Genomic DNA, 12,568 nt, shown 5'->3' with positions numbered 1-12,568 from the left:
AGCGTGACAAACGGACGATGCAATGCGGGTGCGAAGGGAAAAACCTTAGTCCGACTAAGGAAACCCCCTATCGCATAAGAAAAAGACGCACTGATAAAGTCGCGAAATTTCTCCGTGATGGCTAGATGATATTCATCACCGGGAAGCCAACCACTCCAGGCAAATGGCGCACTATGACCTCTACGAACACTTCTGCCAATGCGGCTCCCGAGCCGACCCTCAGCCCCACCTCGCTGACCGCCGGCAGTGCTCGAGACCTACCCGCCGCCCGCAGCACGCCGGCGCAACAGTACCTGTACTTCACCGAGCAGGACATCCAGCGCATCCTCGACAACCTCGACGGCCTGCGCGACCTGGTGTTTCCGCCGAACCTGCACGTCGAGGACGAGGACCAGCTGCGCCTGGAGCAGCAGTTCCCGTCGGTGTGCCTGATCGGCCTGGGCCGCTGCGGCTCGAACATCGCCCTGGACGTCGCAGAGCTGGTGTACAACGCCCGTACCTTCTTCCTCAACGAGTACAACAACGAGGACCGTTTCAAGGGCGAGGCCGGCTACAGCCCGGCGCGCTGGATCCGCCAGAACCTGCGCCTGGTGCAGAACAAGGCCGCCAAGCCGGTGTTCCTGGTCGAGCCGCTGGTGATGCTGGGCGATCTGGACAAGGACATCGCCGGGCGCATCCGCTTCTCGCGCAAGGGCGAGCGTGGCGGCTTCCTGCGCGACTACAGCAAGATGAAGATCATGGACCTGTCCGAGGTGCATGCCGGGGGCGCCGGCAACGCGCCGATCCTCGGCCAGTACCTGGCCAAGATCATCCTCAACAAGGACACCCAGCGCTTCTCCAGCGCCGACTGGAAGCTGATCCACTCGTACCTGATCGACTCCTGCGGCATCAAGGCCAACCAGTCGCGCCTGTACTTCTACATCTTCAGCGCCGGCGGCGGCACCGGCTCGGGGATGGCCTCGGAGTTCGGCCTGGCCCAGCAGTACTCGTACATGAACAAGACCTTCGACACCAAGCCGGCCGACGAGAACGACGGCAAGAGCGGGCACTCGTTCGTCTTCGAGCCGATCTTCACCAGCGGCATCTGCGTGCTGCCCAACGCCTCCGATCACCGCAGCGAGATGTCCGAGGCGCTGCACATCAACGCCGGGCGCCTGCTGTGCAAGTACCTGTCGGAAGAATGGGACTTCTCGTACAACTTCGACAACGAAGACAGCAGCGAAGCCAGCGTCATGGGCCGCATCCGCCCGTGGAACGCGATGATGCTGATCTCCAACGACATCATGCGCTACGCCGAGGAGAGCGATGACGGCACGATCCAGAACATCGACGTCAACGCCATGGAGAAGCACGCCAACCAGTACATCTCCCAGCAGATCTTCAACATCCTCACCGCCCAGGCGGTGACCACCGACTACGACCAGAACTACTTCCGTCGCGCCGGCATCGATATCGGCGAGACCATCCGCCTGGACGCCAACGACCTGTTCATGAGCCTGGCAGGCCCCGTGGCCATTGCCTACGCCGAATCGGTGGTGCCGGAAGTGCCGCCGGCGGGCTCGGACAAGTTCAAGGTGTTCGAGCGCGAGCAGCCGCGCCTGGACATCGACGACCTGTTCTTCCGCTCCATCGACCTGCCGCACTTCAACAAGCAGACCCAGGCCATCGAGGGCATCAGCCTGCTGCCGATCGAGTCGCGCCGCTACCGTGCCGCGCTGGAGCAGTACCAGGCCTCGGGCTACGACGCCGCAGCCTTGCACGACCTGCATTTCTTCAAGAACTGCTCGTCGGTGGTGTCGATCGTATCCCTGCCCAAGGACTACAAGCTGTCGTACATGGACCTGAACCGGCTCAAGACCCACCTCAACAGCCTGTTCCCCAACACCACGCTCAAGCGCTACGCACTGGTGATCGGCGCCTCGGCCAACCTGTCGCTGACCACCCTGATCGCCAAGAGCCCGTGCCTGTCGGATGACTTCCTGACCCTGATCGTGGCGTTCATCAAGCGCTGCTTCGCGCGCAACCCGTACCGCTTCGACGACACCATGGACAACGCGATCCTGGAGTTCATCACCAGCGAGCACTTCGATGAAGACAGCATCGACGACCTGCTCAACGAGTTCGAGAACCCGGCGAAGATCCTCGACACCAACTGGTATGCGATCAAACCGATGTACGAGAAGAAGTACCGCGAGCTGATCAACGACAAGAGCCGCTTCGTCTCGATCAACGATATCCGCCTGTCGCGCGAGTGCGTGAAGAAGGCGGTGAAGTACCTGCGCGAGATCTTCCGCCATCGTATCGGCAAGACCCGGGTGATTTCGCTGAACAGCCATACCGGGCGCGTGGATTACTGATAGAGCTGGGGCCACTTAGTGGCCCTTTCGCGGCACAAGGCCGCTCCTACAGGAAATCGCGCCCTCCTGTAGGAGCGGCCTTGTGCCGCGAAAGGGCTGCGCAGCAGCCCCATTTACGCATCCCGTAAACTGTTACCGCCCCGCCAAATCACCCCGCCACTGTTACCAACTTCCACCTTACGTGAGCGTCAACGCGCACCAACGTGAGGCGCCTGCGCGTTTTTGCGCACTAAAAAAGCGCGTGCTTATTCCGCTTTCTTCGCCTGGATCACGATGAACGGCGAAACCACCACCGCCCAGATCTCTGGATCGCGGGTTTGCAGGTCGAGCGCCTGCTCGGCGGAAACCGCCCCGACAGTGCCATCATTACGCCACTTGGCGAAGATCTCGCTGCGATTCTCGGCCATCGCCTCGGCAACGGTGATCAGGTCAAGGCTGGGGTCGACCCAAATCAGGTCACCCTTGGCCCAGAAACGCTCCAGGGCTTTCCACTCGATGACGGCGGTCTCGCCGAGCAATTTGGCATAGAGGGTGCTTACTTGATCAGTCATGGGTTTACCTGCGCAAAGATCGTCCAACAAAAAGGCCGGCATTTTTGCAGAAAAACCTGGTTTCAAATACGTAATTTGGTCGATCAGGCCCGAACTTGTGGGGGCGGGCCGCAGATACCGGCAAAGTGATGGCGCTTTTCTGTATCTTTATGTCGACCAGGCGACACCCCTCGAAACAGACGCTTTTCGCCCGCTTTTCAAGCGCTCGGACAGCGCTCTACACTGTACCGGTACAGTTCCGGGACATGTTCCGGGGGAAGGTGGGCTTACGGCATGGCGTAGCCAGGCCGAAATCCCGCCCGGTCTGTAGCCCTGGCCTCAGGACTATAAGAATTACAACAGAATGAGTGGAGCACTATGATCAAGATTTCCAAGCTGTTTGCCGCGATGGTTCTGGCCGGAGTCGCCAGCCATTCGTTTGCCGCCGACACCATCAAGATCGGCATCGCCGGTCCCAAGACCGGGCCGGTGACCCAGTACGGCGACATGCAGTTCGTCGGCGCCAAACAGGCCATCAAGGACATCAACGCCAAGGGCGGCGTCGATGGCAAGATGCTCGAAGCCAAGGAATACGACGACGCGTGCGACCCTAAACAGGCCGTGGCCGTCGCCAACAAAGTGGTCAACGATGGCGTCAAGTACGTGATCGGCCACCTGTGCTCCAGCTCCACCCAGCCTGCGTCCGACATCTACGAGGACGAAGGCGTGATCATGATCACCCCCGCCGCCACCTCCCCGGACATCACCAGCCGTGGCTACAAGATGGTCTTCCGCACCATCGGCCTGGACAGCGCCCAGGGCCCGGCCGCCGGCAACTACATCGCCGACCACGTCAAGCCGAAGGTCGTCGCGGTCCTGCACGACAAGCAGCAGTACGGCGAAGGCATCGCCACCGCGGTCAAGACCACCCTCGAGAAGAAAGGCACCAAGGTCGCCGTCTTCGAAGGCCTGAACGCCGGTGACAAGGACTTCTCCTCGATCATCCAGAAGCTCAAGCAGAACAACGTCGACTTCGTCTACTACGGCGGCTACCACCCAGAGCTGGGCCTGATCCTGCGCCAGGCGCAAGAGAAGGGCCTGAAGGCCAAGTTCATGGGTCCGGAAGGCGTGGGTAACGACTCCATCTCGCAGATCGCCCAGGGCGCCTCCGAAGGCCTGCTGGTCACCCTGCCGAAGTCGTTCGACGCCGACCCTGCGAACAAGGCCATCGTCGACGCCATCAAGGCCGACGGCAAGGACCCGAGCGGTCCGTTCGTGTTCCCGGCCTATTCGGCTGTCCAGCTGATCGCCGAAGGCATCAAGGCCGCCAAGTCCGAAGACACCGACAAGGTGGCTGCCGCCATCCACGCCGGTACCTTCAAGACCCCGACCGGCGACCTGTCCTACGACGCCAAGGGCGACCTGAAAGACTTCAAGTTCGTGGTCTACGAATGGCACTTCGGCAAGCCGAAGACCGAAGTCTCCCCTCAGTAACTGCGTGACTAATAGCTGACCGAGAAGCCCACTGTGCGAGCAGTGGGCTTTGTTTTACGAGGTTCTATGGACCTGATTCCCGTGATCCGGGAGCCGGTTCACCTGAAAATCTTAAAACCGTCACCCGCGGTTTCCTGGTTGTGCCCGCACAAGATCACGTGGCGTAGACCACGAGAACATGGGCCGGGGTCATCCCCCGCCAGAGAAATGCAAATCAGGTTTTTAGGAGCGCTGTAATGCCTGAGATCTACCATTTCCTACAACAACTGGTTAACGGATTGACCATCGGCAGTACCTACGCGCTGATCGCCATCGGTTACACGATGGTGTACGGCATCATCGGCATGATCAACTTCGCCCACGGCGAGGTGTACATGATCGGTTCCTACGTGGCCTTCATCGCCCTTGCCGGGCTGGCCATGATGGGCATTCACTCGTTGCCGATCCTGATGACCGTGGCTTTCGTCGCCACGATCTTCGTCACCAGCGCCTACGGCTACAGCATCGAACGGGTCGCCTACCGGCCGCTGCGCAACAGCAACCGGCTGATCCCGCTGATCTCCGCCATCGGCATGTCGATCTTCCTGCAGAACACTGTCCTGCTGTCGCAGGACTCAAAAGACAAGTCCATCCCCAACCTGATCCCCGGCAGCTTCTCGTTCGGCCCGGGGGGCGCTGAGGAAGTACTGGTCTCGTACATGCAGATCCTGGTGTTCGTGGTGACCCTCGTCGCCATGACCTGCCTGACCCTGTTCATCTCCCGTTCCCGCCTGGGCCGCGCCTGCCGCGCCTGCGCCGAGGACATCAAGATGGCCAACCTGCTGGGCATCAACACCAACAACATCATCGCCCTGACCTTCGTCATCGGTGCCGCGCTGGCGGCGGTGGCGGCCGTGCTGCTGAGCATGCAGTACGGGGTGATCAACCCCAACGCCGGTTTCCTGGTGGGCCTGAAGGCCTTCACCGCGGCGGTACTGGGCGGCATCGGCAGCATCCCGGGCGCCATGCTCGGCGGGCTGGTGCTGGGCGTGGCCGAAGCGTTCGGCGCCGACATCTTCGGCGACCAGTACAAGGACGTGGTGGCATTCGGTCTTTTGGTTCTTGTCCTGCTGTTCCGGCCGACCGGCATCCTGGGCCGCCCGGAGGTTGAAAAAGTATGAACAGAAATCTCAAACAGGCGTTCTTCAGCGCCTTGCTGGTCTGGGCCGTGGCCTTCCCGGTGCTGGGCCTGAAACTCAGCATCGACGGCATCAGCCTGATCGTGCACAGCCAGGGCTCGTTCACCATCAGCATCATCGCCGCGTGCTCGGTGCTGATGTTCCTGCGCGTATTGTTCGACAAGCAGTGGAGCGCGGTGATGGGCCGCCGCTCGGAGCGCAAGCTGGTTCCACCTTCGGTGACCAACTTCCTCACCCTGCCGAAGACCCAGCGCTGGGTCATCATGGGGCTGATCGTGGCGGCGCTGATCTGGCCGTTCTTCGGCTCGCGCGGCGCGGTCGACATCGCCACGCTGATCCTGATCTACGTGCTGCTGGGCCTTGGCCTGAACATCGTGGTAGGGCTTGCGGGCCTGCTCGATCTGGGTTACGTCGGTTTCTACGCCGTCGGCGCCTACAGCTACGCGATGCTCTCGCACTACCTGGGCTGGAGCTTCTGGGTATGCCTGCCGATCGCCGGCCTGATGGCCGCCACCTTCGGCTTCCTGCTCGGTTTCCCGGTGCTGCGCCTGCGCGGTGACTACCTGGCGATCGTGACCCTGGGCTTCGGCGAGATCATCCGCCTGTTCCTGCGCAACCTCACCGACTGGACCGGCGGCCCCAACGGCATCAGCAACATCCCCAAGCCTGAGTTCTTCGGCCTGACCTTCGAGCGCCGCGCCGCCGAGGGGATGCAGACCTTCCATGAGTTCTTCGGGCTGGAATACAACTCGATCAACAAGGTCATCTTCCTCTACCTGGTGGCCCTGCTGCTGGCACTGCTGGCGCTGTTCGTCATCAACCGCCTGCTGCGCATGCCGATCGGGCGCGCCTGGGAAGCGCTGCGTGAAGACGAGATCGCCTGCCGTGCGCTGGGCCTGAACCCCACCGTGATCAAGCTCTCGGCGTTCACCCTGGGTGCCTGCTTCGCCGGTTTCGCCGGCAGCTTCTTCGCCGCCCGCCAGGGGCTGGTGACACCGGAGTCGTTCACCTTCATCGAGTCGGCGATCATCCTCGCCATCGTCGTGCTGGGTGGCATGGGTTCGCAGCTGGGCGTGATTCTCGCGGCCATCGTGATGATCCTGCTGCCGGAGATGATGCGTGAGTTCAGCGAATACCGGATGCTGATGTTCGGTGCGCTGATGGTGTTGATGATGATCTGGCGTCCGCAGGGCCTGCTGCCCATGCAACGTCCGCACATGGAGCTGCCTCGATGAGCCGCGAAATTCTGCAAGTCAGCGGCCTGAGCATGCGCTTCGGCGGCTTGTTGGCGGTCAACGGCGTGGGCCTGACCGTCAAGGAAAAACAGGTGGTGGCATTGATCGGCCCGAACGGCGCCGGCAAGACCACCGTGTTCAACTGCCTCACCGGCTTCTACAAGCCCAGCGGCGGCACCATCCTGCTCGACGGCCAGCCGATCCAGGGCCTGGCCGGCCATCAGATCGCCCGCAAGGGCGTGGTGCGGACCTTCCAGAACGTGCGCCTGTTCAAGGAAATGACCGCGCTGGAAAACCTGCTGATCGCCCAGCACCGCCACCTGAACACCAACTTCTTCGCCGGCCTGTTCAAGACCCCGGGCTTCCGCCGCAGCGAGAAGGAGGCCATGGAGCGCGCGCAGTACTGGCTGGAGAAGGTCAACCTGACCGAGTTCGCCAACCGTACCGCCGGCACCCTCGCCTACGGCCAGCAACGGCGCCTGGAAATCGCCCGCTGCATGATGACCCAACCGCGGATCATCATGCTCGACGAACCGGCCGCCGGCCTCAACCCCAAGGAGACCGAGGACCTCAAGGCCCTCATCGCCTACCTGCGCGAATCCCACAACGTGACCGTGCTGCTGATCGAGCACGACATGAAGCTGGTGATGAGCATTTCCGACCACATCGTGGTGATCAACCAGGGCACGCCCCTGGCCGATGGCACGCCGGAAGAGATCCGCGGCAACCCTGATGTGATCAAGGCCTACCTGGGGGAGGCGTAAATGCTGAAGTTCGAGAACGTTTCCACCTTCTACGGCAAGATCCAGGCGCTGCACAGCGTCAACGTGGAGATCAACCAGGGTGAGATCGTCACCCTGATCGGTGCCAACGGCGCCGGCAAGTCGACCCTGCTGATGACCCTCTGCGGCTCGCCCCAGGCGAGCAGCGGCAGCATCAAGTACCTGGGCGAGGAACTGGTCGGCCAGCCGTCCTCGCACATCATGCGCAAGAGCATCGCGGTGGTGCCGGAAGGCCGCCGCGTGTTCTCGCGCCTGACCGTCGAGGAGAACCTGGCCATGGGCGGTTTCTTCACCAACAAGGGCGACTACCAGGAGCAGCTGGACAAGGTCCTGCAGTTGTTCCCGCGCCTTAAGGAGCGCTACATCCAGCGCGGCGGCACCATGTCCGGCGGCGAGCAGCAGATGCTGGCCATCGGCCGGGCGCTGATGAGCAAGCCCAAGCTGCTGCTGCTCGACGAGCCGTCCCTGGGCCTGGCGCCGATCATCATCCAGCAGATCTTCGACATCATCGAACAGCTGCGCCGCGATGGCGTGACCGTGTTCCTGGTGGAGCAGAATGCCAACCAAGCGCTGAAGGTCGCCGACCGGGCATATGTGCTGGAGAACGGCAAGGTGGTGATGCAGGGTACCGGTGAAGCGTTGCTGACCGATCCGAAGGTGCGCGACGCATATCTGGGGGGTTGAATGATCAAAGGGCCTTCGCAAGGCCCTTTTTTCTGCCTGCCAGGAATATATCGCCTATGCCGGCCTCTTCGCGGGCAAGCCCGCTCCCACAGGTACATCACTGCATACAAGGGTGGTGGTGAACCTGTGGGAGCGGGTTTACCCGCGAAAGGGCCGACACACGGTCCACTTGTGATCAGCGCCCAGCCTCGGTACCGTGGCCCGTTATTCTGCAAAGTCTCCCGGAGCCCGCCCCATGCGCCTCACCCCTTCCCTGCTGCTCACCGCCTTGCTGCCGCTGTTCACCGGCTGCCAGATGCTGGCCGAAAAACCGGTAGACCCGAACCTGGGCACCACCCGCATGCAAGGCGAACTGAGCGCGGCCGGCGGTCATCTGCTGTTCAAGCCCTGCAGCGAAAGCCGCCGCTTCATCGTCAACGACGCCGCCGCCACCGGCATCCTGCAGGAAGCCGCCAACCTGGCCGACGACGCCGGTGACAAGCTGTTTGCCGACGTCCGCGCGCGCATGACCGGCAGCAAGCAGGCCGGCAGCGACGGCCAGCTTGACGTGACCCGCCTGTACCGCCTCGAAACCTCCGAATATTCCGGCTGCGAAGACCCGAACTTCAGGCAACTGACCCTGCGTGCCGGCGGCCACGAACCGGACTGGGACATCAAGGCCAGCGGCAAGGGCATGGTGCTCAACCGCATCGGCCAGGATCCGCTGGCGCTGCCTTACCTGGAAGAGGCAATGCCCGGCGGCGGCCTGAGCCTGTCCAGCGAGGCCAATGGCCAGCGCGTCGAGCTGTGGGTCGCGCCGCAACGCTGCGTCGACGGCGCCACCGGGGCCATCCGCCACCTCAAGGCCGAACTGCGCATCGACGGCAAGACCCTGCAGGGCTGCGCCTACTACGGCGGCGCCCGCGACCTCTGATCACCAGGCGCTTTTATCCTGCCTGTCGGGGCGGCTAACAGCTTATACTTGGCGGTTTGTGTAAAGCCGCCGGCCGCCCATGGCCGGGATACTGGACCCTGCCATGCTACGAATCACCGAACTGAAGCTGCCCCTGGACCACTCCGACGACGAATTGCGCGCCGCCATCGTCCAGCGCCTGGGCATCAGCGATGAGCAACTGCTCGGCTTCACCCTGTTCAAGCGCAGCTACGATGCGCGCAAGAAGAACAGCGAGCTGCTGTTCATCTACACCATCGACCTTGAAACCAGCAACGAAGACGAACTGCTGCGCCGCTTCGAAGGCGACGGCAAGATCGGCGTGGCCCCGGACGTCAGCTACAAGTTTGTCGGCCAGGCCCCCGCCGACCTGCCTGCGCGCCCGATCGTGGTCGGCTTCGGCCCCTGCGGTATCTTCGCCGGGCTGCTGCTGGCGCAGATGGGCTTCAAGCCGATCGTGCTCGAGCGCGGCAAGGAAGTGCGCCAGCGCACCAAGGACACCTGGGGCCTGTGGCGCAAGAGCGTGCTCAATCCCGAGTCCAATGTGCAGTTCGGCGAAGGCGGCGCCGGTACCTTCTCCGACGGCAAGCTGTACAGCCAGATCAAGGACCCGAACCACCACGGTCGCAAAGTGCTGGAAGAGTTCGTCAAGGCCGGTGCCCCGGACGAAATCCTCTACATCAACAAGCCGCACATCGGCACCTTCCGCCTGACCAGCATGGTCGAGAAGATGCGCGAGGAAATCATCACCCTGGGCGGTGAGGTGCGCTTCGAGCAGAAGGTCACCGACCTGCTGGTGGACGGCGAGCAGCTCACAGGCGTGGTACTGCAAAGCGGCGAACAGCTGCACTCGCGCCATGTGGTCCTTGCCCTGGGCCACAGCGCCCGCGACACCTTCCGCATGCTCCACGCCAAGGGCGTGTTCATGGAGGCCAAGCCGTTCTCGGTCGGTTTCCGTATCGAACACCCGCAGTCGCTGATCGACAAGGCGCGCCTGGGCAAGTACGCCGGCCACCCGAAACTCGGCGCCGCCGACTACAAGCTGGTGCACCACGCCAAGAACGGCCGTTCGGTCTACAGCTTCTGCATGTGCCCGGGCGGCACCGTGGTCGCCGCCACCAGCGAACCGGGGCGCGTGGTCACCAACGGCATGAGCCAATACTCACGCAATGAGCGCAACGCCAACTCCGGCATCGTCGTCGGTATCGACCCCGAGCGCGACTACCCGGGCGGCCCGCTGGCCGGCATCGAGCTGCAGGAGCGCCTGGAGGCCCATGCCTACGTGATGGGCGGCAGCAACTACCAGGCACCGGCGCAGCTGGTGGGTGACTTTGTCGCCGGCCGTCCGTCCACCGCACTGGGCAGCGTCGAGCCGTCCTACAAGCCGGGCGTGACCCTGGGCGACCTGGCCCCGAGCCTGCCGGACTTCGCCATCGAGGCAATCCGTGAGGCGCTGCCGGCCTTCGACCGCCAGATCAAGGGCTACAACCTGCACGACGCGGTGCTGACCGGCATCGAGACCCGCACCTCGTCGCCGCTGCGCATCACCCGTGATGCCAGCTTGCAGAGCCTCAACCTCAAGGGCCTGTTCCCGGCCGGCGAAGGTGCGGGCTACGCTGGCGGCATTCTCTCCGCCGGCGTGGATGGCATCCGTATCGCCGAGGCGGTGGCGCGGGACATGCTCGGCCTGTAATCGCATCGCGGCTACAGGTAAAAGAAAACCCCGAACAGGCCTGGCCCGTTCGGGGTTTCTTTATATGAGCCGGAATCAGTGAGTGACGCGGCTGGTGCCATCGACGGTCATGATGCGCACACGTTCGCCCACGCGGAAAACCTCGTTCTGCTGCACTTGCTGCACATAGGCGCGCATGCTGCCATCGTCTTCACGCACGGTGATCTCGACCCCCTGGGTGCGGGTCAGGCCTTCTTCGGCGGCAGAGCCGGCCAGACCACCGGCCACGGCACCGATCACCGCAGCCACGACGCTGCCACGGCCGCCACCGATGGCGCTGCCGGCGACGCCACCGACGATGGCGCCAGCACCACCACCGATCGGGGTCTTGGTGCCTTCGATCTTCACCGGACGCAGGGATTCGATGGTACCCATGCGCACGGTCTGCACGCGGCGGGCCTCATCACGGGAGTAGCTGTCGCCGGTCAGCGACGACTGGCAGCCGCCCAGCAGCAGCGACACGGTGGTGAAGCTGGCCAGCAGCAAAGCGGATTTACGCATGGGTCAATCTCCATAAGACAGGTGTCCATTAGACTCCGCGCCTTGACAAGTGTCACGGCGCAAACGTTATAAAATTGTTTTCATTCAGCCCAGGTACAGCCTGCGCCGACTGTGTGGCGGGCTTTTACGTTCGACCAAGGATAGCCATGGATTACTTCATCGTCGTCGTGGTGACGATCGCCGGCCTGTATTTTCACGGGTGGCTGTATGTGCGCATGCGTCGCTGGATGGACCGGGACCTGGCGCTGTCACTGGCCGGGGAGGATCCGGCGAAGCGGGATTTCATGCTCAAGCTGCTGGAGCGGGCACGGGTGGAGAAGGTGCGGCGCAAGGAGTTGGCGGCGTGGCTGGAGCGGGAGGCGGCGGGGTATCGGTAATGCTGGGGCTGCTTTGCAGCCCATCGCGGCACAAGGCCGCTCCTACAGGGGTTACGCGATCCCTGTAGGAGCGGCCTTGTGCCGCGATGGGCCGCGCAGCGGCCCCAGATGTCAGGGCGCCAAACGCTCGCGCAGCCACTGGCCATCGACCAACCGGAAGTTCAGCCGGTCGTGCAGACGACTGGCACGCCCCTGCCAGAACTCGACACGCTCCGGCACCAGGCGGTAGCCGCCCCAGTGTTCCGGGCAATGCGGTTGGGTGTCGGAAAAGCGCGCCTCGGTGGCCTTGACCAGCCCTTCCAGTTCCTCGCGGTCGGCAATCACCCGGCTCTGCGGCGACGCCCAGGCGCCCAGGCGGCTGCCTAAAGGACGTACCTGGTAGTAGTCATCCGACTCCTTGGCCGTGACCTTTTCCACCCGCCCTTCGATCCGCACCTGACGCTCCAGCGCCGGCCAGAAGAAAGTCATGGCCGCGAACGGGTTCGCCGCGATGTGCTGGCCCTTGGCGCTTTCATAGTTGGTGAAGAACGTGAACCCTCGGGCATCGAGGGCCTTGAGCAACAGCACCCGGCAATGCGGACGGCCATCGGCGTCGACGGTCGCCAGGGTCATGGCGTTGGCTTCCACCGGCAGCTGCTCGGTCTTCAGCGCATCGGCGAACCAGTGGTGGAACAGCGCGAACGGCTCCCCCGGGGCCTGGGCTTCAGCCAGGCCATCACGGGTGTAGTCGCGGCGCATATCGGCCAGGGATTGGGTCATGACTGCGT

At 63.2% G+C, this 12,568-nt stretch carries 12 protein-coding genes; 9 read left to right on the top strand and 3 right to left on the bottom strand.

From position 1 onward, the window contains the following. The first annotated feature begins 173 nt into the window (after positions 1–173). Positions 174–2,357 (top strand): hypothetical protein, encoded by a 2,184-nt coding sequence (locus PRtIB026_RS09500; protein ID WP_186735307.1) that lies wholly within the window; start codon positions 174–176, stop codon positions 2,355–2,357. A gap of 245 nt (positions 2,358–2,602) precedes the next feature. Here PRtIB026_RS09500 and PRtIB026_RS09495 read toward each other — a convergent pair whose 3' ends face one another. Further along, the gene (locus PRtIB026_RS09495) at positions 2,603–2,908 is read right to left on the bottom strand and encodes a DUF2288 domain-containing protein (protein ID WP_062363838.1); all 306 of its coding nucleotides are present in this window, start codon (positions 2,906–2,908) and stop codon (positions 2,603–2,605) included. A 357-nt stretch (positions 2,909–3,265) separates the two neighbouring features. On the opposite strand from PRtIB026_RS09495, the gene PRtIB026_RS09490 reads away from it, so the two are divergent. The 7 genes from PRtIB026_RS09490 (at position 3,266) to PRtIB026_RS09460 (ending at position 10,884) form a co-directional block, all read left to right on the top strand. Then, the gene (locus PRtIB026_RS09490; protein ID WP_186735311.1) at positions 3,266–4,381 is read left to right on the top strand and encodes a branched-chain amino acid ABC transporter substrate-binding protein; all 1,116 of its coding nucleotides are present in this window, start codon (positions 3,266–3,268) and stop codon (positions 4,379–4,381) included. A 236-nt stretch (positions 4,382–4,617) separates the two neighbouring features. Beyond that, positions 4,618–5,541 carry a high-affinity branched-chain amino acid ABC transporter permease LivH gene (gene livH / locus PRtIB026_RS09485; protein WP_028692119.1) on the top strand — a complete coding sequence of 308 codons (924 nt, stop codon included), beginning with the start codon at positions 4,618–4,620 and terminating at the stop codon, positions 5,539–5,541. Continuing rightward, positions 5,538–6,794 (top strand): high-affinity branched-chain amino acid ABC transporter permease LivM, encoded by a 1,257-nt coding sequence (locus tag PRtIB026_RS09480; RefSeq protein ID WP_028692120.1) that lies wholly within the window; start codon positions 5,538–5,540, stop codon positions 6,792–6,794. The genes livH and PRtIB026_RS09480 overlap by 4 nt, the downstream gene beginning before the upstream one ends. Continuing rightward, positions 6,791–7,558 (top strand): high-affinity branched-chain amino acid ABC transporter ATP-binding protein LivG, encoded by a 768-nt coding sequence (livG, locus tag PRtIB026_RS09475; RefSeq protein ID WP_028692121.1) that lies wholly within the window; start codon positions 6,791–6,793, stop codon positions 7,556–7,558. The genes PRtIB026_RS09480 and livG overlap by 4 nt, the downstream gene beginning before the upstream one ends. Continuing rightward, the gene (locus PRtIB026_RS09470) at positions 7,559–8,260 is read left to right on the top strand and encodes an ABC transporter ATP-binding protein (protein ID WP_203647733.1); all 702 of its coding nucleotides are present in this window, start codon (positions 7,559–7,561) and stop codon (positions 8,258–8,260) included. 235 nt (positions 8,261–8,495) lie between these two features. Beyond that, positions 8,496–9,173, top strand: coding sequence for a COG3650 family protein (locus tag PRtIB026_RS09465; protein WP_203647734.1), 678 nt, complete (start codon positions 8,496–8,498; stop codon positions 9,171–9,173). A gap of 103 nt (positions 9,174–9,276) precedes the next feature. Continuing rightward, on the top strand, positions 9,277–10,884 hold the full coding sequence (locus tag PRtIB026_RS09460; protein WP_232855818.1) for an NAD(P)/FAD-dependent oxidoreductase: 1,608 nt from the start codon (positions 9,277–9,279) through the stop codon (positions 10,882–10,884). A gap of 75 nt (positions 10,885–10,959) precedes the next feature. Here the strand turns inward: PRtIB026_RS09460 and PRtIB026_RS09455 are convergent, their stop codons facing one another. After that, positions 10,960–11,424: a glycine zipper 2TM domain-containing protein gene (locus PRtIB026_RS09455; protein ID WP_050704227.1), complete on the bottom strand. Its 465-nt coding sequence runs from the start codon at positions 11,422–11,424 to the stop codon at positions 10,960–10,962. A 146-nt stretch (positions 11,425–11,570) separates the two neighbouring features. On the opposite strand from PRtIB026_RS09455, the gene PRtIB026_RS09450 reads away from it, so the two are divergent. Continuing rightward, positions 11,571–11,801 (top strand): hypothetical protein, encoded by a 231-nt coding sequence (locus tag PRtIB026_RS09450; RefSeq protein ID WP_028692125.1) that lies wholly within the window; start codon positions 11,571–11,573, stop codon positions 11,799–11,801. 111 nt (positions 11,802–11,912) lie between these two features. On the opposite strand, the gene pdxH is transcribed toward PRtIB026_RS09450, so the two are convergent. Then, positions 11,913–12,560, bottom strand: coding sequence for a pyridoxamine 5'-phosphate oxidase (pdxH, locus tag PRtIB026_RS09445; protein WP_203647735.1), 648 nt, complete (start codon positions 12,558–12,560; stop codon positions 11,913–11,915). Positions 12,561–12,568 lie beyond the last annotated feature (8 nt).

The organism is Pseudomonas sp. RtIB026 (genome assembly GCF_016861355.2).
Classification (GTDB): domain Bacteria; phylum Pseudomonadota; class Gammaproteobacteria; order Pseudomonadales; family Pseudomonadaceae; genus Aquipseudomonas; species Aquipseudomonas peradeniyensis.
This window is presented reverse-complemented; position numbering and strand designations above follow the sequence as displayed.

What these genes read in the sequence shown, in the direction of transcription:
- PRtIB026_RS09460 (WP_232855818.1), top strand. Translation starts at nt 9,277, where the DNA reads ATGCTACGAATCACCGAACTGAAGCTGCCCCTGGACCACTCCGACGAC.
- PRtIB026_RS09455 (WP_050704227.1), bottom strand. Translation starts at nt 11,424, where the DNA reads ATGCGTAAATCCGCTTTGCTGCTGGCCAGCTTCACCACCGTGTCGCTG.
- PRtIB026_RS09495 (WP_062363838.1), bottom strand. Translation starts at nt 2,908, where the DNA reads ATGACTGATCAAGTAAGCACCCTCTATGCCAAATTGCTCGGCGAGACC.
- livH (WP_028692119.1), top strand. Translation starts at nt 4,618, where the DNA reads ATGCCTGAGATCTACCATTTCCTACAACAACTGGTTAACGGATTGACC.
- PRtIB026_RS09480 (WP_028692120.1), top strand. Translation starts at nt 5,538, where the DNA reads ATGAACAGAAATCTCAAACAGGCGTTCTTCAGCGCCTTGCTGGTCTGG.
- PRtIB026_RS09490 (WP_186735311.1), top strand. Translation starts at nt 3,266, where the DNA reads ATGATCAAGATTTCCAAGCTGTTTGCCGCGATGGTTCTGGCCGGAGTC.
- PRtIB026_RS09450 (WP_028692125.1), top strand. Translation starts at nt 11,571, where the DNA reads ATGGATTACTTCATCGTCGTCGTGGTGACGATCGCCGGCCTGTATTTT.
- pdxH (WP_203647735.1), bottom strand. Translation starts at nt 12,560, where the DNA reads ATGACCCAATCCCTGGCCGATATGCGCCGCGACTACACCCGTGATGGC.
- PRtIB026_RS09465 (WP_203647734.1), top strand. Translation starts at nt 8,496, where the DNA reads ATGCGCCTCACCCCTTCCCTGCTGCTCACCGCCTTGCTGCCGCTGTTC.
- livG (WP_028692121.1), top strand. Translation starts at nt 6,791, where the DNA reads ATGAGCCGCGAAATTCTGCAAGTCAGCGGCCTGAGCATGCGCTTCGGC.
- PRtIB026_RS09470 (WP_203647733.1), top strand. Translation starts at nt 7,559, where the DNA reads ATGCTGAAGTTCGAGAACGTTTCCACCTTCTACGGCAAGATCCAGGCG.
- PRtIB026_RS09500 (WP_186735307.1), top strand. Translation starts at nt 174, where the DNA reads ATGACCTCTACGAACACTTCTGCCAATGCGGCTCCCGAGCCGACCCTC.